The following is a 20,172-nucleotide window of genomic DNA, read 5'->3' as shown; positions in this document are numbered from 1 at the left end:
GTTGAATCCACAGTCGATTGCTGTCATTGACTGATTCCGGTTTGGTATTTCCAGGATCTCGCGATACTTTTGGAACCCGACAGTGGCTATTAGCGGCGTTGGGCTAGCGGCCGCGGCCGCCGTCAGTGGCGCTACCGCCGGCGGCGATCTTCTTGCGGTTGGGGCGCTTATACGCGGGGATCTGGCGCTTCAGGCGCAGCTGTCTCACCTTGCTGTAGTGGACCCCGTACCTCAGGCCGATCGCCCGATCGCTATCGGTGCCCAGATCCGCCAGTAGCGCCTCGCTCAGAGGCTGTTCGTCCTGCAGCTTGGGAATGTCGCGCCGTTTGCGTTCGCGGTACACCAGATCGTCAGGAATCCCGAACCGGTGAGCCAGCTCGGCGTCGCGCAACTTACCCAGCAGCGGCACGGCCTCCGGGGGCAGGCTGTGCACCCGCGGCGCTCGCTTCGCCGGGGCCAGGCCTTGGCGCCGGCGCATTAGGTAGACCGCCCGCCGGCTGATGCCGAGCCGCCTGGCGACGGCCGCATCGGGTTCCTGTCCAACGAGGGCGAGGTTCTCCGGGCTCCACCGGAACAGCGTCTCGCGCTGGAAGCCGCCCTGCTTCAGGTCGTAGGGCTCGATGGCCAAGGACTGCCGCTTGCGCGCCACGGTCATGCGCGACATACCCCACCGGTCGCCCAGGGCGGTATAGCTCTCGGTGCCGAGCAGGGCAAGCATCTCGTCTGTCCAGGTCTTCATCGCAACTCACAGCATCTGCAGCACATGCCAGTCTAGCGGCATGGCACCAGGCGGACCACGACAGGCCTTGCGTTTTCCGGATCGGTGAGAGGGTAGGCCATCACCTGATGGAGACTCGAACATGGTACCGGTTGAACAACTCAAAGCCGCAGTGGAACAACTTCCGAAGTGGAGCCCGCAGATCACCAGCCGGGTAGATTGGGTCAACTGGCGCCGAGGCTTGCAGGTCAAGGCGCATTGGTACGGGAATTGTTCGCTCCTGTGCTACCTCGACTTCAAGGACAGTGTCGCCCGGGGCGACACCTTGGCCACCGCCTTCAAGCGCTTTGCTGCCCCGGACGCCCGGCCGCGAGTCATCAATGGCCATGGCGGGTCCTGCCTCGACTACTCGTTCCAGTCTGACCACTTCGTGTCCATCAATGAGCTGGCTGAAATCGCGGACGCCAAGGGCTATGCGTACACCGTCCTGTACGTCCAGGAATGTGTCGGTGCTCGGCCGGTTTTCGAGACGCTGGGCATCCCCATGGTACCGGGCGAGATGGGCAAGGAATGGGTGGGCGGCGAGTTCATCTCCTACGTCTGCCCCGCCGGCCAGAATCTGTAGTCGTCTGCCACACCTGCTGGCGGGAAGATACCGGCCAGCACCGGGCGGCGCGGTATCCCAACGCCCGGCGAGCCGTAATCTGTAGTCGTACCCTGCGTCACCTGACGACCTGCTGCCGGCCATCCCGGCACCGCGCGGTATCATCGCGCCTCAACTCGTGAGGCGTGCGCAATATTGGCCAGAAGGTCATCGTGGCTATCTGCAAACTGGGTGCACCGGAGGAAGAGTGGAAGCCCTTCAGATCCGGGATCGCGGGATTCGACGGGATCTGAAAGCGGCCGCAATAGGACAGTCAGGCCTACCCCGGTACGCAGCTGCTGAGCCCATCGCGGCTTGCGTATCTGAAGACCTATGGGACGTTGGTCAGCATCACTCATCGATGCTGACGGAGCTTCCCCATGCAGACCTCCAAAACCTCCTCGACTCCGGCTCTGCCGCTACAGCTGTGCGTCCACCGCTATTACTCCAGCGCCGAAGACCCGGCCTTCCAGCAGCTGCTTGTGGTTTGGAATCAGGTGGCGCCGATCCTCGCTGCGGCGCCGGCCGGCACCATTGCCAAAGTCGACAGCGAGCTCCTGTTTGTTGCGCCGGTTGATGGTGCTTTGGCGATGTTCCTGTCCGCAGACATCAGCCCAACGGCCGTCGACGGCAACATCTTCCGGCCTGAGGATTTCGACGGCATCGGCGCCGATGAATTTGCCGAGCTACAGGGCGCCTTGGAGCGCTGGATGGCTGCGCCAACGTACGATACGCCCTGCACCTCGTCTCACCTTACAGACGTGCTCGCCGCCAACTACCGGGAGGCAGGGGCGCCGCGCGAATGGCAGTGGTCGGGTGAATACGAGAACACTCCCGGCCAGTAAATCCATCGGGCGCCGCGCCAGTGTGCGCAGGCGTCGCGCTACTGTCGCAACTCCCCCAGCGGCGATAAGCGCCGGCCGGTATAGCTAAAGTATCTTCTTAGGTATACTGTATCAGAGCGTAGATACTTTAGGATACTGGCCATGGCCGTAAGACGTCCACTCTTCAAACGCACCGCTCTGGCGGAGTCATTGGTTCGAGAGCTGGCAGGCGAGACCTTCCACGATCATAGCTCAGGGCTTTTCCTGGCGGCGCCGCGGCGCACCGGCAAAAGCACCTTCCTCAAGAACGACCTTATTCCCGCCTGCGAAGCCCGTGGCTGGCTCGCTGTCTATGTCGACCTGTGGGCGGACAAGCAGACCGATCCCGCCGACCTGATCGCGGGCGCCATCGGCGAAGCGTTGGCCGAATACGAATCGGGCCTGAGCAAGGTGGCCAAGAAAGCCGGCATCGAAAAGCTCAACTTGCTGCGCACCTTGAGTTGGGACTTTACCCGGCCGCAGCTGCCCGCCGGTACCACCCTGTCGAAGGCGCTGGACGTGCTGCGCACAGTATCAGGTCGCATGATTGTGCTGATCATCGACGAAGCTCAGCATGCGCTCAACAGCGAGGCGGGCGTGGCAGCCATGTTCGCCCTCAAGGCAGCCCGCGACCAGCTCAACAGCGGCGAAGAAGAGGATGGCGTCCGGATGGTCTTCACCGGCTCCAGCCGTGACAAGCTGACCAACCTGGTACTCAAGAATGGCCAGCCCTTCTACGGCGCTCGGGTCTCCGAATTCCCCCGCCTGGGCCGTGACTACGTTGAGTTCGTTACCGAGCTTTGGAATCGCAGCCTCGCCGCGCACAATCAGTTCGCGATCGAGGACGTGGAGTGTGCCTTTGAGCTAGTCGGCCGCCGGCCGGAGATGCTGACAGCGCTCCTCTCCGACACGCGGGTGATCCTGGGCGATGCCGGCAACCTGGGCGAGCTGCTGCGTGAGGGGGCGTTGAACCACCAGCAGGGCGTGTGGAGCGACTACGAAAGCGCCTGCAACGATCTGTCACCACTACAGCGTGCTGTCCTGGAGGTGATCGCCGAGCGGGCCTTGCGCAAGCAGCCCTTCGCACCGTTCTCGTCAGAGACACTCGAAGCGATTAATCGCAAGCTGGAGCAATCCCAGGAGACGCCGAATGCCACGAAGCCCAACGTGCAGAAGGCACTCGAAGTATTACGTGAGCGGGAGCTGATTTGGAAGGCGAACCGTGGGGAGTATGCTTTGGAAGATAGCGCTATGGGTGATTGGTTAAAGAGTGGTCGATAAGGAGATCGAGAGACTCTCTACTAAAATTGAAGTTAACTATCATCTAGTAATAAGGTTGAATATGGGCAGCTCTAACCGCAGCGCTAATCCTCGAAGTTTTAAAAGGCCTAGTAATCCTAGAATAAAGCTCACAGGTCCTTTCGCCTTAATCGGAGTGATCGTAAATGGATTGATCACTGGTGCTGGATATTTAAGTATCGCTGGATACTTAAATTATTATAAAATAAACATCGTAGAAGCGGAACTTCCGTTAAGTTCATATTTATTCTATGGCTATATTTATATCCTGGATTGGTGGAATTTTCTATCTGGTTCAGGATGGTTTGTGGTTAGCATATTTATAGTTTTGTTACCTTTTTAATGTGGTTTTTATTAAAAAATGCTATCCTGCTAGATCTAATAGCAATAACATACTGATCGCCTACGGACTTGGCTCGCTAATATGCATTTCCCCGGCTTTTCCGATCATCACGGCTTATCAACATGGTAAAGATATGGCGCATCGGGAGCTGCAGTCGGATTTTAACGGATTTGGACTGCAGGCGTCCAAAGTAGTAAAAACATATTATTTAGAGGGCGGAGAGATGCGAGTCGGCTGGTCTCTATTTACAGGGCCTAAAGCTGCCTGGATTGTAGTTGATGATTCTATTTATAAGATAAATACTTTTGATAGAAATATTTTGTTAAGGATGGATTACAATAAAATAAGACTCCCCGAGCAGGTGGTAAAGGCAGAGCAGAGATTTTGGCAAGCTATCGCGGGAAACCATAAAAGATGCATTTTTTTGAAAAATTTTATTTCCAGATAAAATAAATATTTGGTAAATGATTGACTTGAAGTTGGGCTATAGCGTAGGAGTCAGTCCGAGCAGTTACGATGTCAAGCACTAGGACTGAACCTATACTGACAGATTAGTATTTTTAGGGATGCTGCTCGCGCTTTGGTCTGTAGCACAGGGCGGACGTTCGGCGTTGAAGGCATCTAGGGGTGTATTCATGCCATTGGCATCGGCGGCATGAATAGCGAGAATTGAGATATATTAGAAGGGTAAATCGTTATCGTAGTCAGTCGGTCGGCTCCCATTCGTTTTCTTCAGAACGAATCGCTCGCTATTACTCATTATCCATTCCCAGCCTTTGTCCGTTAGCGTATATCCAGAGGTCTCGTCTTCTGAATATTGAGTTAAGTAGTATTCGCCGCCTATGAAACCAAGTTGTTCCAGTCGCTGCAATGCTAGCTTCGCTGCTAACTGCGTATAACCAGCGCTCTTGATGTCATTATGTATCGTGTAGGACGGTGCGAACTCGCCGCCATCTGGCAGATTTTCGCCAACTGCTGCAAGTGCCAGGATCTCCGCAGGACTAAGCCCCTCTATGTTTTTGATCAACGCGGTGGATGTAGTTTCTGCGAGCGCTTGAGGTTTCTGAAGAATCGCAGTTAAGCGATTGACAATATTTATCCTTAGGGCCTCGAAGTCACGTATCGAGCCGGTACTGTAACGAATGATCGCTCGGTGTTGCACATCGAAGGGAAACTTAGTTTTTCTCTGATCAGAGCAGATTAGTATCACTTCTCTGCCTATGGCTATGGCGTACCCCAGTTCAAACCAGACGTTGGGATTGTCTTCGGTGATCTCAGCAAGGCAAACCCGGGCATCTTTGATTCCGTTTTCAATCTCTTGAATAGGTATACTAACGCTTGGATCTCTATCTACACGGTAAGCTTCAAGCCCTACCGCGGCAATTGCAGGCTCAAAAACATATTCAAACCTGCTGTCATAGGCACCGCCATCGAATGGCTGCATCACAAAGCAATGGGGCATACCTTAACTCCCTATCTAATTCCGACTGATTTTTACTGGCTGATCTGGGAAATCCGATGCTCATTCAACCAACAGGATTACGCTGGAGTTAGCTTAAACGAAATTCGGCGCCGCACACGCATTTTACCCACCGCCGTTCTAAGTATTGCCCTTCATAGACCCTGCAAATCAGCTCATATCAATTATCACCAAGAGGCTCTGCCCGCGCTTGTGAGAAATGGGTGTCCCGGGCAGGTAGCGGTATACAATCGCTTCTCTGACGCATTCAGTGGAAATCACGACTACATGTATCCAATCCCTGCAACAGCCCGCTGATATCCTGCAACCTACCTGCGACCACATGCAGTACACCATCTCGCGTCTCGATGGTGCCATCCACGCGCATCAGCTGAGACGCTACCAGCTCACGTCGCTGACGCTCCGCCATGGTTCGCCAGACCACCACGTTCACCATCCCAAACTCGTCCTCGAGCGTCACGAAGGTCACGCCGCTGGCGGTACCCGGCCGCTGCCGGCCGACCACCAGGCCAGCGATCCGCGCCGGCTGACCGTGGCGCCGCTCCTTCAGCTCCAGCGAGCTCATCAGCCGCCGGGCCGACAGCTCCGGCCGCAGTAGCGTGAGCGGGTGCGGCCCCAGGGTGGTACCCAACGAGGCATAGTCCGAGCAGAGGTCCTCACCCACAGTCGGGGCGACCAGCTCCTGGATTTCTTCCTCAACGACCGCGCCCTCGGCAAAGAGCGGCAGCTGCGGCTCGATCGCAGCCATCGCCCAGCGGGCCTGGAAACGATGCCCAACCAGCCCCTTCAAGGCTCCCGCATCCGCCAGGCACTCCCGGGCTTTGGCATCGAGGCCTGCGCGCAGGCACAGGTCGGTGACATCGCGGAATGACCGCTGCCGGCGCGCTTGCTCAACCGCCCGCCCGGCTTTCTCAGCGAGGCCTCGCACCATACGTAGCCCCATCCGGATGGCCGGCTGCGGGCTATCGGCAACAGGCTCGAGGCTGCAATCCCAGTCGCTGCAGGTCACGTCGACGGTCAGGGTCTGCAGACGATGGCGTCGGGCGTCCTGCAGGATCTGGTCGGGGCTGTAGAAGCCCATGGGGTAAGAGTTGATCAGCGCAGCAGCAAAGGCGGCCGGCTCATGGCATTTGAGCCAGCAGCTGGCGTAGGTCAGTAGGGCGAAGCTGGCCGCATGGGATTCGGGAAAGCCGTAGCTCCCGAACCCCTCGATCTGGCGGAAGATGTCCGCGGCGTACTCGGCCGTGTAGCCGTTTGCGAGCATGCGCGAGGTCAGCCGCTCCCGGTGCGGCTCCAACCCGCCATGCCGCTTCCACGCCGCCATGCTGCGGCGTAGTTGATCGGCTTCGCCCGGGGTGTAGTCGGCGGCAAGAATGGCGAGCTCCATCACCTGTTCCTGGAACAGGGGCACACCCAGGGTCCGGCCGAAGACGCGCTCTAGCGCCGGCGGGTAGCTGATCTCTTCCTGGCCCGTCCGCCGGCGCAGATACGGGTGAACCATACCTCCTTGGATGGGGCCCGGCCGGACGATGGCCACCTCGATCACCAGGTCGTAGAAAGTCTGCGGCTTCAGTCGCGGCAGCATGGCCATCTGCGCACGCGATTCGATCTGGAACACGCCGAGAGTGTCCGCCCGACTGATCATCGCGTAGGTCGGCTTGTCCTCCTGGGGGACGGTGGCCAGCGTCAGTTCCTTGCTCCGGTAGCCTTTGACCAGGTCGAAGCAGCGGCGCAGGGCGCTGAGCATGCCCAGAGCGAGGATGTCGACCTTGAGCAGGCCCATGGCATCGAGATCGTCTTTGTCCCACTGAATCACCGTTCGACCCTCCATGGCGGCATTCTCCACCGGCACCAGGGTATCCAGTGTCTGGTCGGCGATGACGAAACCGCCCGGGTGCTGCGACAGGTGCCGAGGGAAGCCAATCAGCTCGCCGGTAAGCACCAGGATCCGGTGGAGCAGGGGGCTATCAGGATCGAAGCCAGATTCGCGAAGGCGCTCCGGCGGCGGCAGGTTGTCCGTCCAGCGACCGCAGCAGTCCGCCAGCGCGGTAATTTGATCCGGAGGCAGGCCCAGGGCCTTGGCCACGTCCCGGACGGCGCCAGCAGCGTGGTAGGTGGACACCACCGCGGTCAGCGCGGCGCGCTGCCGGCCGTAACGGCGGAAGATGTACTGGATGACCTCTTCCCGCCGGTCATGCTCGAAGTCGACGTCGATGTCCGGCGGCTCATCGCGCTCTTGGCTGATGAAGCGTTCGAACAACAAATTGATGCGGGTCGGATCCAGCTCAGTGATGCCCAGTGCGAAACAGACCGCCGAATTGGCCGCCGAGCCGCGCCCCTGGCAGAGGATTCCCTGCTGCCGTGCGAAGCGGACGATGTCGTGCACCGTCAGAAAGTAGCTCTCGTATGCCTTGTCGGCGATCAGCTGCAGCTCTTTTTCGATCTGGGCGCGCAGCCGATCAGACAGGCCTTCGGGCCAGCGCCAGGCGCAGCCCTCTTCGGTCAGCACCCGCAGCCAGCTGGTGGCCGTGTGACCCTCCGGCACCACCTCGCTGGGATACTGGTAGCGCAACTCGGCCAGGCTGAAGGTGCAGCGCTCGGCAATGCGGAGGGTCTCCTCCAGCAGCTCGGACGGATAGCACCTCGCCAAGGCCTCGCGGGTGCGCAGATGACGCTCCCCGTTAGGGAAGAGCAGCTGGCCGGCTTCGGCTACCGGGACGTGATGGCGGATCGCGGTGATGGTGTCCTGCAGGGCCCGGCGCCCGCGGCAGTGCATGTGCACGTCGCCGGCCGCTACCAGGGGGAGTTTCAACGCCTCACCCAGTCGCTTCAGCTGCTGCAGCCGCACCTGGTCGTCCTGATCGAAATGCAGCCCAGTAGCGATCCATAGGCGCCCGGGAAACACCTCCAGGAGCCAGCGCGCAGACTCTGCCTCCGCTCCCCGATCAGGTACCCAGAGCGCGAGGAGGCCGGCGACCTGGTCGAGATCCTCGCGCAGCAGTCGATAGCTGCCCTTGTCCGCGCGCCGGCGCGCGAGGGTGATCAGTCGGCACAGCTGCTGGTACCCCTGCAGGTCTTCCACCAGCAGCACCAGCTTGGGCCCCTGGGCCACTTGGAACTCAGCGCCGACGATCAAGCGTACGTCGTGCTTCTCCGACGCCTGCCACGCACGCACGATGCCGGCGAGGGTGCACTCGTCGGTAATGGCCAGCGCGTCGTAGCCCATAGCCTTGGCGCGTTCGAACAGCTGATCGACGCTTGAGGCCCCGCGCTGGAAGCTGAAGTTCGACAGGCAGTGGAGCTCGGCATAGCCGGGTGTCACGCGAACCACCCCTGCACCCACCAGCCTGACCCTTCCGCCGGCGACTGGAAGGCCCAGACAGTGCGACCGTCGGCGAGCTCGAGGACGTAGTAATCCCGCCGGGCATCCTCTCCGTCCCACCACCCACTCTCGATACGCTCAGGCCCGCTCAGGACCCGTAACTGATCGACATCCAGGGGCTCCGGCGCCGGTAGCAGCCACCCTGGCCGCCGATTCGGTCCCAGCGCCTGGAGCGCGAGCGAAGGCGTGTCGCGCCGCCAGGCCCGTTCCGGGCGGTGATCGCCCTGGGCGCCAACCGCATAGACCGCGTCGTCGCCCAGGCGGGAGCGCAGCCGCTCGCGCAGTTGTTCCCAACTCACGGTCTGTTGGGGGCGCTCATCGAAGAGGCCGCGGTGCTGAGGGACAAAGGAGGGCAGCTCGTCGGCAACCAGGCCGATGGCGAGCACCGGCTCAACTACCTGGGTGGGCTCCAGGCGGCCGCGGGCAAATTCGAACAGCAGTGCCGGGTCGCGCTCCGGTGCGAGCAAACCAACCACCACCTCCGTGGTTGGCGCCTGCCGATGCTCCAGGCGCAGGGTGAAGCGCTGGGCGCCCATGTCCCGGCCGGCGAGGTAGGTGGCCAGGTCCGATGTCAGCCGGCGCAGCGGGAATAGCAGGGCCTGGGTCGACTCGACCTCGAAGTTGAGTTCGATCCGCAGCCTGAAGGTGGTCGGGGGCAGGAAAAACTCTAGGGGTAGGACCTTGCTGCCCAGCATCTGATCGAGGTGATTGAGCAGACTCAGGGGGAAGCGCCGGGCGAGCTGCGCCCGGGGCAGCGCCAGTACTTGATCAAGCTGACGGAGCCCCATGCGGCTCAGGGCCAAGACGATCTCAGGCTCGAAGCCAAGCAGCGCCACCGGCAGCGTCCGCATGGCGCTGGCCAGGCCGGCATCGTCGCGCACGGCAAGGCTATCGCCGGCGTTGGCTAATACCCGTGCGGCCACCGGGTTGGGTGCAATGGTGATCCGGTGGCCAAAGCCCAGCGCCGTGAGCTCCTGGCGCAAGCGAGCTTCAAATCTCGGCCAAGGCCCAAAGAGCGGCAGACTCGACTGCACCTCGAGCACCAGGGCGTCGGCGAAGTGCAGGCTCACCTGCGAGCTGAACCCATAGGCCCAGGCGGCAAGCAGCTCGTGCTGACGCCGTAGCGCCGCCTCGTCGTACTCCACCGTCGCAAACTGCGGGCAGATCGCTTGAGCCGCGGTGTAGGTCATCTCGGGTCGGAGCCCAAGCGCCAACGCCGCCGGGTTCGCCGCCTTGATGATCCGACGCTGTATAGGCCCGTGGAGCAGTACCAGGGGTTCGTCCGGATCAGCACAGTTGCGCAGCACACCGTCCAGCGCGAACTGCGGGAAAAAGATGCAGGCCCATTTCATGGCAGTCGTCCCTCAATGCCAGACCCGATGCGCCAGCGCATTCGCCGGTGGATTGCCGCCGCGGCACTTGAGTACCCGCAGCTGCTGAGGCGAACCCTCGAGCACCAGGCGCAGTGCTGCAGGAGAGGCATTGACGGCTTCCCGCTGGTGGCGGAACGCGAATGCCAGGGTCTGTCCGGTCTCTGCAGCGACCTGTAGCCGGCGCAGCGCGCGATCGTCCGCACGGCTTGGCCAGCAGAGCACCGCACCACAGCTACCGGAGCGCAGGCACTGCTCTGCCGCCCACAGCACGTCCTTGCCCTGCACCTGGATGACGCTCAGCCGGCCAAGATCGACGCCGGCCTGCAGCCACGCATGCGGGTAGAGCAGGTAGGGAGGGGCGATCATCACCACGCGTTCGCCGGCGGCGGTTAGGCGCGCAAGCGTCGGCCACACGAGCGTCAGCTCACCCAGGCCCGGTCGGGAGCTCAGGATTTCGGTAAGCGCTGCATCAGGCCAACCGCCAAGGGGTAGCTGGGCATCGAGCGCCGAGTGTCCGGTTGGCTGAGTGCTGGCGTCGTCGACGTGCGGACTTTGCCCGCGCCATACACGGCGACTATCGAGCAGGGAGTCGAGCGCAACGACGTTCGTGGCGGCGTTATCCATGCTGCACCCCCGTCGGCGCCGACGGCGAGCTGCCGCGCTCGGTGAGCATGACCTGCAGCTGCGCACGCAGTTTGAACAGATCTGCATGCAGGACGGAGTTCATCGACTCCAGCCGCAGGATATGACGCTGGGCACGCGAGAGGGGATCGTCGCGGTCGTCCGGGATGAGTCGGTCACCGCGGGGTACGTGGCGTTGGTTCTCTTCCTGGACGAATTGGACGTAGCGCAGTCGGTGGCGCTGCACCTCCGCCGTCAGGACATCCCGCTCAGCGACCAGTATGCGATTGGCCCGCTGGGCTTGCCCTAAGCACTGACGCACCTGGTCCAATTCTTCAGTCAGCAGATCAACGAGGTTGCGGCAGTACATCAGCTCCGTGGGGCGGAGGAGCGACTGCTGCTGTTCGAAACTGTCCTGCTCATCACCAAGCATGTCCATAGCGGCCCACCTGCTCAATCCCTGATGCCATGCCCTTCTGGTACTCAACAGAGCGATCGGGACAGCGGTGACAGGGACGAGGGATACGGGGAGAAATGGACATGGGATAGGCTCCTTTGTGATTACTGTATAAATAGACAGTAATCAGGGAGGAACGATCCAGCAAGCTTGACAGCGACAGACGGCAGAGAAGACGAAGCGAAAGATTCTTTCGTTCATCCAGGCGGATGCACATCGGCACCTGATTTCACCTAGCCGGTGTGGCGTGCAATGAGTATGCAGCCAGGCAGGAGCGTCGCTATGGAAGTGGCCGCCGTGAGAAGCGCGATTACAGGGTCCGAATCGAACGGCGCGGGAAGCTCTGCTGGCAGCAGTCCGTTTCTGGCTGCATGAAGCCATCGAGCACCTTCGCAGACGATGGCAAATGCCGTTGCTACCAGCCCGGTACCCACCAACGTTCGCGCTACGGACCTTACCGCCATCTGTGTTCCCTCAAATCTGAGAGAAAAAGGATCGCATCGCCGACCGCGGCCTGGCACGCAATCCGCGCCCGATACCGGTCAGCGATAGTGGAGTCCGGTACGGTTGAAACCTTGGACAGGGGCAGCACTGGAGGGCCCGCTACCGGCAGCAAGCTGCCGGCCCCTTTCCAGTTGCCCGCCTGGTATGCATGGTGTCAGCGAATCGAGCCGTGTATGAGCGTGAGATGTCGCCTCGCCGAGACACGCGCTAGCTTCGTCTCTTGTTCGACTGCCCACTCATCCTGGATCTGCCGTGCGGTACCCGTCCGGACGGGCAGCAAGACCGGATACTCAGGCTCTTGCTGATCCACCTGTAGGAGGCCAGCCTCGTGCAGATAGGCATAGGGCTGAGTCAGGAAGTCCGATAGCGGCACCGCGTTCGGGCGGCCGCAGTAGGCTTGAAAGTAGAGGTCAGCCCACATGTCTAGGTCGACACGATCGACGATGACGGGGTGATCCATTTCTGGCGGGCGTTTCATAACGGGTCCTTTCTGTCTGGAAAAGGATCACCGTACCGCTAGTTCTGAAAACGCAACTAGGCCACCGGGGGATTGGCGTTCACCTTGCGCTGCTGCAGCAGCAGCTGCTTTCGCACCTTGCCAACGTTCAGCAGCTGCTCCCTGATCATGGCCAGCTTGGGCTCATACAGCTGGAACAGCTCGACGAACCACGTCTCCATTCCGAAGGTAACTGTGCTGGCGGCGTACGTATGGCCCAGACCCTTCGCAATCGGACTCCGTGCGTGCTTCTTCTTTCCTCCTTCCCCGTTGAAGAAGTAGACCTTGCACCAGGCAATGGACACGGATCCCTTGCCATTTCCCCGGACATCGATCAGGCGATAGATGATCTTTCCATTGGCTCTTGCCTTGGCATCTTCGAAGTATTCATCTCTTAGCCGCACTGCTTCTTCGCGCAGGACTTCGTGGGCTTCGTCCAAAGTAGTCAATGCCAGCCCGTAAAGATGCGAGATACGGCCGTTGCTGGCTTGAGGGTCGATTGCAGGGGTCATTGTCATATCCTATCTATTTACAAGGAGGACGTTCGGGTTGTCATTAGCGAACGAGGGAGAAAACAGGACTGGAAATCCACTTTTTTCGAGAAAACCAACATTTCCGTATAGGTTGTCATTAACTATGTATTTTTCGCTGCTAACTGGAATGCGGAGGTAGGAAAGGCAATACATTCGTTTGTATTGTCAATAAGTATGGAAAAACTCGGCATTCGGATGTTGGCGAAAGTGTCTGTGGAACGGTTGCCTTGGCGGTTTTCGCGCTAGATTCATACCGATGTACACTTTCCCGCGAAATCAAGACATCCGTTTGTATTGTCATTAAGTATGGCGGTTTCATCGGTGGAATCCCGCATTCTTGGAAAGCCAGACATCCGTTTGTATTGTCATTAAGTATGGGGAAGTGAGCCTTTGAAGGACGAAAATGTCCTACCCAATACATCCGTTTGTGTTGTCAATAGGAAGAGACAAACCAATACATCCGTTTAGGTAGTCAATAAGTATGGAAGATCGCCCTTCAGCATTGCTCCTGTAAAAAGCCCTACGGGCGGTTTTTCCAAGTGCCGGATACATTGTCAATACTATTTACAATGTTGATGGGAAGTTCCGGATTTCCTGCGCTGCAATACCGTTTTTTAAGAGTCCAGAAGGCCGAGTTTATACCTGCGATGCTAAAATCAAAGGATTCAATTCATTCGTTTGTATTGTCATTAAGTATGGCTGGGCGAGGCGCTGCCCCAACGCTATAAAATCTGCAATACATCCGTTTGTATTGTCATTAAGTATGGGGGAAAGTTTTTTTGAAACGACTAGGTTGTCACCGCAACTCATACGGATGTCTTGCAAATGGGAGATGCCGCTATCTAAACACCCCGATCTCCAAGGATTCGGTGAATTCGAGCCCTCCAAGGGCGCGAATTGGAGAAAGAAGGGAACTGGCGACGGGCACTCTTGACCTAGGCGTCCTGTAGGACGCCTCGTTGCCCACCGCAATGGTCGACGTACTCCGTAGGCGTCCTGCAGGACGCCTACGGAAAGGATGGCGAAGTGAGGTTGCCCCGATTCGACCGGTAGGCGTCCTACAGGACGCCTCAGGGATAAGCGGCGGTGCTGTTGCCTGGCTGTGCCTGCACCAGGCGTCCTATAGGACGCCTGGTTGACCATTGCGGAGCGTAACGCGTAGCGAACCCTTTCAAGCGAGTGCACGCATGAGTAAGAAGTCCCAGAACACCCACCCGTATGTGGTTGGCCTCGATATCGGCTACTCCAACGTCAAGCGGGTCGAAGGCTACGCCGACGGTATGCGCCCGGTTAACCCACCTTGCGTGATTTTACGCAGCCTGCTGGCACAAACTTTCGCCTTTATTAGTGTTTGTGTATGATCAGGGCTGGCCGATGCTGCCAGCCGCTCGCTCCGTAAAGGAAAGGTGAAAGCATATTTTTACAAACCACATCGTATCTCTCTTGATGGTCGAGGTTTGGCAAGGCGAGCACCAAAATGCTTCGACTCAAGGAGAAATAATGTCTTCAATCCAGAAAGCCAAACAGATGGCCAAGAGCCTGCGTGCTTCGTTGGAGAAGCGCAATCAGGAAGTGTCGCACTCCGTTGCACTCGAACTGGTGGCACAGCAACTGGGCTATAAGGACTGGAACGTAGCATCAGCGATGCTTCCGGATGAAAATCCTCAACCCGCTGTCACATTCGACAAAGCAATTCCCATATTGCGAATATTTGACGAAACCAAGGCCCGCGAGTTTTATTTTGATTTTCTGGGCTTCAGCGTCGAGTTTGAGCACCGATTCGAAGCGGATCTACCGCTGTATTTAGGGATCAATCGAAACGGGTTACAGCTCCACTTGTCCGAACATCATGGTGATGCCAGTCCAGGGTCGACGATATTTGTTCCGATGCAAAATATCGAAATGCTTCGTGATGAGCTACTTGGCAAACGGTACGGATACGGTCGTCCGGATATTGTCCAGCAGGGATGGGGGCAGGTTCTGGAGGTTTATGACCCTTTCGGTAATCGGATAAGATTCTGCCAAAGCTGAATCCGCTGGACGCTAGATTGGATCTGATCCGTCTCGGATCCAATAACTAGCGGAATAGCGCCTACCTAAATCCACTTCCGTGGTTAGGTAGGCGTCCACCCATGTGGCAACAACTTATCAACCTCACTCGCCCGTTGCGTCGGCAGGCGTGTAAGAACATCCTTCAGGTATGCATATGGATCATGCCCATTGAGCCGCGCAGACTGGATCAAACTCATGATCGCTGCGGCACGTTTGCCACTGCGTAGCGAGCCTGCGAACAACCAATTCGAGCGGCCAAGAGCCCACGGCCGGATTAGGTTCTCGATTTGATTGTTGTCGATGGGCGCAGCACCATCTTCCAGGTAGCGCGTCAGCGCTATCCAGCGTTTGAGGCTGTAATCCAGAGCCTTGGCCGTAGCCGAACCCTCGGGCACAAGTTCGCATTGGGCCAGCATCCACTCATGCAGTTTTTCGGCGATGGGCACCGCTGTTTCCTGGCGTAATCGCCAACGGTCTTCATCGCTCATTTCCTTGGCGTGTCGCTCGACTTCGTACAGCCCGCCAATCGAGTGAAGCGCCTGCTCCGCCAATTTGCTTTTATTGGCGACATGCAGGTCGAAGAACTTGCGGCGCGCATGGGCCATGCAGCCGATTTCGATGATGCCCAACTCGAAGCTGGCCTTGTAGCCGGCAAAGTCATCACAGACGAGCTTGCCGTTCCAGGTGCCCAGAAAGTTACGCGCATGTTCGCCAGCACGGCTGGGACTGAAGTCGTAGACCACGGCCTTTAAGGCCGAAAACGGCGTCGTGCTGTAGGCCCAGACATAGGCGCGGTGGGTTTTCTTCTCGCCGGGTGCCAGCATTGGTACCGGCGTTTCATCGGCGTGAACCACGCGCTGGGCCAGCACCACTTCGCGCAGTGCATCGACCAGCGGCTGAAGCTGCACTCCAGTTTGACCCACCCACTGCGCCAGTGTTGAGCGCGGGATAGCCAGGCCGGCACGGCCGAAGATCTTTTCCTGTCGATAGAGCGGCAGGTGATCGGCGAATTTGGCCACCATCACGTGGGCCAGCAGGCCCGCCGTGGGGATGCCCTTATCGATTACTTGCGGCGGCACCGGCGCCTGGATCAACGTTTCGCACTGCCGGCAGGCCCACTTCCCACGGACGTGATGTTCAACGGTGAACACGCCCGGCGTGTAGTCCAGCTTTTCGCTGACATCTTCACCGATGCGCTGAAGCTGGCAGCCGCACGCGCACTGAGTGCTGTCCGGTTCGTGATGGATCACAGTGCGAGGGAACTGCGGCGGCAGCGGCGCACGCTTGGGTTGCTGGCGTGGTTCTGTCTCTGCGGGCGCTGGATGAAGGGCTTTTAACTCGGCCTCGATGGCTTCGAGGTCGGTATTGAGCAGGTCATCAAGTAAGCTGCCTTGCGCCGGGCTGATCTGCTCGCTGCGCTTGGCGAACTTGTGCCGTTTGAGGATGGCGATCTCGTGAGTGAGCTGTTCAATGATCGTTTCATCACGATGGATCTTTCGGCCCATGGTGTCGACCTTGGACATCAACTGCGCAGCCAGTGCGCGCAGTTGTTCGGGAGTCATTTGGTCGAGATCGGGCAACGAAGTCATGCCGTGGATTTTACCAAAGCAGCCCGAGTGCTACAGCTGAAAGGAGCATTTAAAGCAATGTAATTGCGCCGCCCGCACCGACTCGTTGCCAAGGCAATCCAAGCACCAGCGCCTGGAGTTGTTGGGGGTCGAGTTCGACCTCCATCCCACGATGGATGCCTGGCCAATGAAACTTACCTTGGTTCAAGCGCCGCGCCGCCAGCCAGATACCGACGCCATCGTGCACCAGGACTTTCATCCGGTTCGCCCGGCGGTTGGCAAAGAGGTAGGCGCAGTGCGGCTTCGCCGCACCGAACACTGCGACCACTCTGGCCAACGCGGTCTCAGTGCCGGCGCGCATGTCCAGGGGCTCGGTGGCGAGCCAGATGGCATCGACACGAATCATTGGGCCAGGCCACGAATAAAACACGCGCAGCCGTCCGGATCCGAGGCTGGCCACTTTACGGTGATGGATTTATCACCCAGAGGCAGCGAGATGGTGACCATTTCTTCTGTTGCTCGCCTTGGTACCGCTTTTACTGGAACAAAAGCCGGCAAGGTTGCAGGCGATTGATCCCGGTAAGCAGGTAGCCACTTGCGGATCACGTTAGCGTTGATGCCGTGATGGATGGCCACGCTGGAAATCGTCGCTCCGGGTTGCAGACATTCCTGGACGACCTGGGCTTTGAATGGTTTGGGGTAAGAGCTTCGTTGGCGCATGAAAGTCCTAGCGATAAGGGCGATGGTGTCCGCTTAAAAATAGGCGGACACCATCGCCCTTAATGCTGGAGTTCGGTAGGTGCCTTGGCCGGACGGTTACTTTGGAGCTACCTTTTCACTAGCTGAACGCAGAGCGCGAGGCGCTTGATTTCCTTCAGGGGCGTCGCTCCGCTGAGCTGTAATAGTCGCGACCGGAAGGGCGCCCCGGGTGGCGCTCCACAAATCTCAAGAACTACAAACCAGACCATCGCTTAGGAGGCTTTATGAACGGAGCAACTACGCGGGACGCATTCAACGACCTGGAGGAACGCGCCTTGCACCACACCCGCGTCGCCGGATCCCTTATTCGGAAGCTTCTCGTGGCTTACAACGCCATCTACCTCGACCTCTTGCCGCATCATGTGGAAGAACTGAGGAAGCTGCGCCAAGAGCTCGGTAGCTGCTATATCGCGAGATTTACCACCTAAGGTCCTACCCTAAGCCAACCTTTGCAGGCTGAATTGTGGCCGCTCTTAGAAGCGCCGGCGGATCCGAATGAGCGTAGCAACTGGTAACCGGTTCGCTCGGTAGGCGGCCGTAACCACGGGATGCAGTCACCGCACAGTCCGGTTGAGTGGAGCTGGATGACATATCCAGCATTGGAGAGTGAGGAAGAAAACAGCAGTGCAGTCAGGCCAACAGTTACAACTAGAATGCGTTTAGGTCTGTTCATGATACTTCGAAGATTCTCAAGATAACGCGGGGTGTACGCGTTAACCTTTTCCCAAACGTCGCCGCGGTGCCACTCAACCTCACGCTTTTACTTCATGGGGGCTCAGCGCAGCCTCGTGGTCAACTACGGTCGCCGTGCTGTACCGGACATCTGTAGGCTCTTTGACCGTTGATGAATCCAGCAGGGGAGCAGAGCACTGGCTTAGTGCAACGTCCGAGCTATCCCTCTAGCAAAAGGCATTGACCTGGACGGCTACAGCAGGCTGGACGCATCTAATAATCCGCGCATGCGCGGATTTTGCTTCCGGTAAACACTGGAAACAGCTTTGCGCGCAATCGACGACCAGTCCGCAGCGCCGGTTCGAGATTCACCGTGAGCGCGTGCAAATCGACCTGTCAGAAGACCCTCATCTCATTCCTTTCAGGTAGGATGATCACTGGCGCTCGGTAGGTGCCTGCGGTCCACGTTCGCAAAGCAACAGCACTATCGTGATCTTTCGCTCTACCCAACCCTATGGGTTCTCGTTGTGGACGCCAGGCCGGCCTCTGGAGGCTGATGATGCAGCACGCCCCTTCTTTTGCTGACGTTCAAAACGTCAAGCGCCACGCCAAAACACTCAAAGCTACCCATCCTGAGCTGCCTCACGGTAAGCGTCTGGATCTTGCTGCAGCCGATCTATTGGGCGTCAGGAATTACCACGAGCTGAGCCGCCGGTTTAAGGCGGTGATCGATCAGCACCTGGAATTACCGGAAGGACGAAGCGGTGTTGCGTATTGTCGCTACTGCGGCTTTCGGTTTGCGCCAGAGCTCAAGGAAGATCAGCTGGAGCACCGAGAATTTCATGAGCGGATCATGGAGGCGGAGGATCGTTGTGGGTTCCGCCCTATGACCGCTGCACAGCGGGAGCTTCAGAAGACGAAGGGATATGACCTGGTGCATAGGGCTACGACGCTTGAGGAGCGCGTAGAAGGGGCGATTCTGGTGCTACGCGCTTGGTTTGATCGCTCGTTCGCGAGCGCTATCGACGCGGGGCTATGGCGCAAGCACCCTTCGTTCGAGCAGTACGCCGCTATGATGATCCCATACGTTGAGGAACGTTATCCCGACCTGGCACCGGCCATGGCCCAGCGGTTTGGCCGTATCCCCAATGTGATCCCTTTTGGGCAGAACTACTGGCCCTTGAAGTAACGGTCGCTCAACGTGCGGTAGCGAGCCATTGGAGGGGCAGACATTGGGATGTGTCGGTGAGATCGACGGGCGTCGAGTCGTCGCACCGCTTCTGAGCGCTGAAGCTTGGAAAGAGGTCGTGGCACTGTCTAAAGACCGTAAAGTACTGATGCCGGACACCAGGTGTCCGGCCCAGGCCAAGACACTACGCTGGAATGAAAGCATCACCCGGTACTTCTCGCACTTCCCGGGTGAAGCGCCGCCGGGCTATGCCAGCACGGAGAGCCCTGAGCACATGGCGATGAAGCTTGCCATCTACCAGCGGCTGCTGCAGCTCGGTGTTCCCGTCGAACTCGAGGCGGGGCATGACGATTGGCGAGCAGATCTCCTGGTTGGAGTATCGGCATTTGCAACCGCGCTGGCCATTGAGGTTCAGCTCACCCAACAGTCTGCCCAGCGCACCTATGACCGGACTGCCCAGCGACGCCGGGCGGGCGTGCCAACGCTATGGCTATTTGGTACCGGCCGACTCATGGGGCACCTTTCCTCGGACCTCCTGGAAAGCACGCCGGTATTTGTCGTTCGAAATGCCACGGAGGCCGAACGGATTGCCAGCGCGGTCTGCAGCGGTAGAGCATTCTTCGACGATCTCTCAATCTTCAGGAAAACCCCGGCCAAGCCGTTGGCGCTGCGTATCGACTGCGCCTGTGGCCAACGTTGGCTCTATCCCTTTGGCGCAATCCTGCTACCTAACCGTGTGAGCGCCGAGGTTTCACCTGCTTATGCCAGCTGCTGCCTTACCGGCCGCACATTCACCTCGACGACGGCGATGGGAGCAGACGTAAGTGCGCAGGCCTATTTCGATCGGTATATGGTCGTCTTTAAGGCGGCAGCCGTGACCTACGGTATTAGGCTTGGGATTCCCACGCGGGTGGAGAGGGTGTACGGGCGGTACCGCGGCGGTAGAGTCTGGAAACGCACGTTCTCTTGCCCAGGGTGTTCGGCGATACCGGCTCCTATCTCGCAGCGCCTATTAGCGGGGATCGACATCATGCGATGCCCCGTACCGGCCACGGCGACCGTTGATGCAACACCGATCCTTAAGCTCATGCCTTCGTGGCGTATCGAGCCGCACCGAGGGCTGATCGAGCAGACTATGGCCCCCAAACTATGGAAAGCCAGCTTCATCGGCCCGCTGAAAGCGCGTCTTTCTCGACCTGAGTAGAAGGCTAGCGGCCCTT

Annotated in this window: 18 protein-coding genes; 7 read left to right on the top strand and 11 right to left on the bottom strand. The window is 58.8% G+C overall.

What is annotated here, in order from left to right; all coding sequences use genetic code 11:
* Window positions 1-103: 103 nt before the first annotated feature.
* Complete coding sequence (locus GSQ95_RS15880) at window positions 104-718, bottom strand: hypothetical protein (protein WP_256664607.1); 615 nt, start codon at window positions 716-718, stop codon at window positions 104-106.
* A 142-nt stretch (window positions 719-860) separates the two neighbouring features.
* Here GSQ95_RS15880 and GSQ95_RS15875 point away from each other — a divergent pair, with 142 nt between their 5' ends.
* From GSQ95_RS15875 to GSQ95_RS15865, 3 genes are all read left to right on the top strand, one after another.
* Window positions 861-1,343 carry a hypothetical protein gene (locus tag GSQ95_RS15875; RefSeq protein WP_158890913.1) on the top strand — a complete coding sequence of 161 codons (483 nt, stop codon included), beginning with the start codon at window positions 861-863 and terminating at the stop codon, window positions 1,341-1,343.
* Between the two features lie 398 nt (window positions 1,344-1,741).
* Window positions 1,742-2,206, top strand: coding sequence for a hypothetical protein (locus GSQ95_RS15870; protein ID WP_158890911.1), 465 nt, complete (start codon window positions 1,742-1,744; stop codon window positions 2,204-2,206).
* Window positions 2,207-2,347: 141 nt separating this feature from the next.
* Complete coding sequence (locus tag GSQ95_RS15865; protein ID WP_158890909.1) at window positions 2,348-3,505, top strand: hypothetical protein; 1,158 nt, start codon at window positions 2,348-2,350, stop codon at window positions 3,503-3,505.
* A 1,040-nt stretch (window positions 3,506-4,545) separates the two neighbouring features.
* Here GSQ95_RS15865 and GSQ95_RS15860 read toward each other — a convergent pair.
* The 7 genes from GSQ95_RS15860 to mobI all read right to left on the bottom strand — a co-directional run bounded on the left by GSQ95_RS15860 (window position 4,546) and on the right by mobI (window position 12,691).
* Complete coding sequence (locus GSQ95_RS15860; protein WP_158890907.1) at window positions 4,546-5,328, bottom strand: hypothetical protein; 783 nt, start codon at window positions 5,326-5,328, stop codon at window positions 4,546-4,548.
* A gap of 265 nt (window positions 5,329-5,593) precedes the next feature.
* Entirely contained in the window at window positions 5,594-8,668 is a 3,075-nt protein-coding gene (locus tag GSQ95_RS15855) for an error-prone DNA polymerase (protein ID WP_158890905.1), read from the bottom strand.
* Complete coding sequence (locus GSQ95_RS15850; RefSeq protein ID WP_158890903.1) at window positions 8,665-10,080, bottom strand: DNA polymerase Y family protein; 1,416 nt, start codon at window positions 10,078-10,080, stop codon at window positions 8,665-8,667. The genes GSQ95_RS15855 and GSQ95_RS15850 overlap by 4 nt, the downstream gene beginning before the upstream one ends.
* Window positions 10,081-10,092: 12 nt before the next feature.
* Entirely contained in the window at window positions 10,093-10,725 is a 633-nt protein-coding gene (imuA, locus tag GSQ95_RS15845; RefSeq protein ID WP_158890901.1) for a translesion DNA synthesis-associated protein ImuA, read from the bottom strand.
* Window positions 10,718-11,161 carry a hypothetical protein gene (locus tag GSQ95_RS15840; RefSeq protein WP_158890899.1) on the bottom strand — a complete coding sequence of 148 codons (444 nt, stop codon included), beginning with the start codon at window positions 11,159-11,161 and terminating at the stop codon, window positions 10,718-10,720. Before GSQ95_RS15840 ends, imuA begins: the two co-directional genes overlap by 8 nt.
* Before the next feature lie 676 nt (window positions 11,162-11,837).
* A complete protein-coding gene (locus tag GSQ95_RS15835) occupies window positions 11,838-12,161 on the bottom strand; it encodes a hypothetical protein (protein WP_256664606.1) in 324 nt (107 codons plus the stop codon).
* A gap of 56 nt (window positions 12,162-12,217) precedes the next feature.
* Entirely contained in the window at window positions 12,218-12,691 is a 474-nt protein-coding gene (gene mobI / locus GSQ95_RS15830) for a conjugative transfer protein MobI(A/C) (RefSeq protein WP_158890897.1), read from the bottom strand.
* A 1,208-nt stretch (window positions 12,692-13,899) separates the two neighbouring features.
* Here mobI and GSQ95_RS15825 point away from each other — a divergent pair.
* Both GSQ95_RS15825 and GSQ95_RS15820 read left to right on the top strand, forming a co-directional pair.
* The gene (locus GSQ95_RS15825) at window positions 13,900-14,073 is read left to right on the top strand and encodes a hypothetical protein (protein ID WP_158890895.1); all 174 of its coding nucleotides are present in this window, start codon (window positions 13,900-13,902) and stop codon (window positions 14,071-14,073) included.
* A 139-nt stretch (window positions 14,074-14,212) separates the two neighbouring features.
* The gene (locus tag GSQ95_RS15820) at window positions 14,213-14,743 is read left to right on the top strand and encodes a glyoxalase superfamily protein (protein ID WP_065874734.1); all 531 of its coding nucleotides are present in this window, start codon (window positions 14,213-14,215) and stop codon (window positions 14,741-14,743) included.
* An 83-nt stretch (window positions 14,744-14,826) separates the two neighbouring features.
* Here GSQ95_RS15820 and GSQ95_RS15815 read toward each other — a convergent pair whose 3' ends face one another.
* From GSQ95_RS15815 to GSQ95_RS15805, 3 genes are read right to left on the bottom strand one after another with little or no spacing between them, the layout of a single operon-like run.
* Entirely contained in the window at window positions 14,827-16,353 is a 1,527-nt protein-coding gene (locus tag GSQ95_RS15815) for an IS66 family transposase (RefSeq protein WP_158890893.1), read from the bottom strand.
* A gap of 49 nt (window positions 16,354-16,402) precedes the next feature.
* Complete coding sequence (gene tnpB / locus GSQ95_RS26555) at window positions 16,403-16,738, bottom strand: IS66 family insertion sequence element accessory protein TnpB (RefSeq protein WP_158890891.1); 336 nt, start codon at window positions 16,736-16,738, stop codon at window positions 16,403-16,405.
* The gene (locus tag GSQ95_RS15805; RefSeq protein WP_098950582.1) at window positions 16,735-17,052 is read right to left on the bottom strand and encodes a transposase; all 318 of its coding nucleotides are present in this window, start codon (window positions 17,050-17,052) and stop codon (window positions 16,735-16,737) included. The genes tnpB and GSQ95_RS15805 overlap by 4 nt, the downstream gene beginning before the upstream one ends.
* Window positions 17,053-18,319: 1,267 nt before the next feature.
* Between GSQ95_RS15805 and GSQ95_RS15800 the strand changes: the two genes are divergently transcribed.
* Entirely contained in the window at window positions 18,320-18,952 is a 633-nt protein-coding gene (locus tag GSQ95_RS15800) for a hypothetical protein (protein WP_178118379.1), read from the top strand.
* 118 nt (window positions 18,953-19,070) lie between these two features.
* The gene (locus GSQ95_RS15795) at window positions 19,071-20,156 is read left to right on the top strand and encodes a competence protein CoiA family protein (protein ID WP_256664605.1); all 1,086 of its coding nucleotides are present in this window, start codon (window positions 19,071-19,073) and stop codon (window positions 20,154-20,156) included.
* Window positions 20,157-20,172: the final 16 nt, after the last annotated feature.

Source organism: Pseudomonas sp. BAV 4579 (genome assembly GCF_009765395.1).
Taxonomy (GTDB): domain Bacteria; phylum Pseudomonadota; class Gammaproteobacteria; order Pseudomonadales; family Pseudomonadaceae; genus Chryseomonas; species Chryseomonas aestiva.
Note: the sequence above shows the minus strand (reverse complement) of the source record. Positions and strands in the feature narration are given on the sequence as shown.

What these genes read in the sequence shown, in the direction of transcription:
- GSQ95_RS15850 (WP_158890903.1), bottom strand. Translation starts at nt 10,080, where the DNA reads ATGAAATGGGCCTGCATCTTTTTCCCGCAGTTCGCGCTGGACGGTGTG.
- GSQ95_RS15875 (WP_158890913.1), top strand. Translation starts at nt 861, where the DNA reads ATGGTACCGGTTGAACAACTCAAAGCCGCAGTGGAACAACTTCCGAAG.
- GSQ95_RS15860 (WP_158890907.1), bottom strand. Translation starts at nt 5,328, where the DNA reads ATGCCCCATTGCTTTGTGATGCAGCCATTCGATGGCGGTGCCTATGAC.
- GSQ95_RS15820 (WP_065874734.1), top strand. Translation starts at nt 14,213, where the DNA reads ATGTCTTCAATCCAGAAAGCCAAACAGATGGCCAAGAGCCTGCGTGCT.
- GSQ95_RS15880 (WP_256664607.1), bottom strand. Translation starts at nt 718, where the DNA reads ATGCTTGCCCTGCTCGGCACCGAGAGCTATACCGCCCTGGGCGACCGG.
- tnpB (WP_158890891.1), bottom strand. Translation starts at nt 16,738, where the DNA reads ATGATTCGTGTCGATGCCATCTGGCTCGCCACCGAGCCCCTGGACATG.
- GSQ95_RS15865 (WP_158890909.1), top strand. Translation starts at nt 2,348, where the DNA reads ATGGCCGTAAGACGTCCACTCTTCAAACGCACCGCTCTGGCGGAGTCA.
- imuA (WP_158890901.1), bottom strand. Translation starts at nt 10,725, where the DNA reads ATGGATAACGCCGCCACGAACGTCGTTGCGCTCGACTCCCTGCTCGAT.
- GSQ95_RS15870 (WP_158890911.1), top strand. Translation starts at nt 1,742, where the DNA reads ATGCAGACCTCCAAAACCTCCTCGACTCCGGCTCTGCCGCTACAGCTG.
- GSQ95_RS15815 (WP_158890893.1), bottom strand. Translation starts at nt 16,353, where the DNA reads ATGACTTCGTTGCCCGATCTCGACCAAATGACTCCCGAACAACTGCGC.
- GSQ95_RS15835 (WP_256664606.1), bottom strand. Translation starts at nt 12,161, where the DNA reads ATGAAACGCCCGCCAGAAATGGATCACCCCGTCATCGTCGATCGTGTC.
- mobI (WP_158890897.1), bottom strand. Translation starts at nt 12,691, where the DNA reads ATGACCCCTGCAATCGACCCTCAAGCCAGCAACGGCCGTATCTCGCAT.
- GSQ95_RS15800 (WP_178118379.1), top strand. Translation starts at nt 18,320, where the DNA reads ATGATGCAGCACGCCCCTTCTTTTGCTGACGTTCAAAACGTCAAGCGC.
- GSQ95_RS15805 (WP_098950582.1), bottom strand. Translation starts at nt 17,052, where the DNA reads ATGCGCCAACGAAGCTCTTACCCCAAACCATTCAAAGCCCAGGTCGTC.
- GSQ95_RS15840 (WP_158890899.1), bottom strand. Translation starts at nt 11,161, where the DNA reads ATGGACATGCTTGGTGATGAGCAGGACAGTTTCGAACAGCAGCAGTCG.
- GSQ95_RS15825 (WP_158890895.1), top strand. Translation starts at nt 13,900, where the DNA reads ATGAGTAAGAAGTCCCAGAACACCCACCCGTATGTGGTTGGCCTCGAT.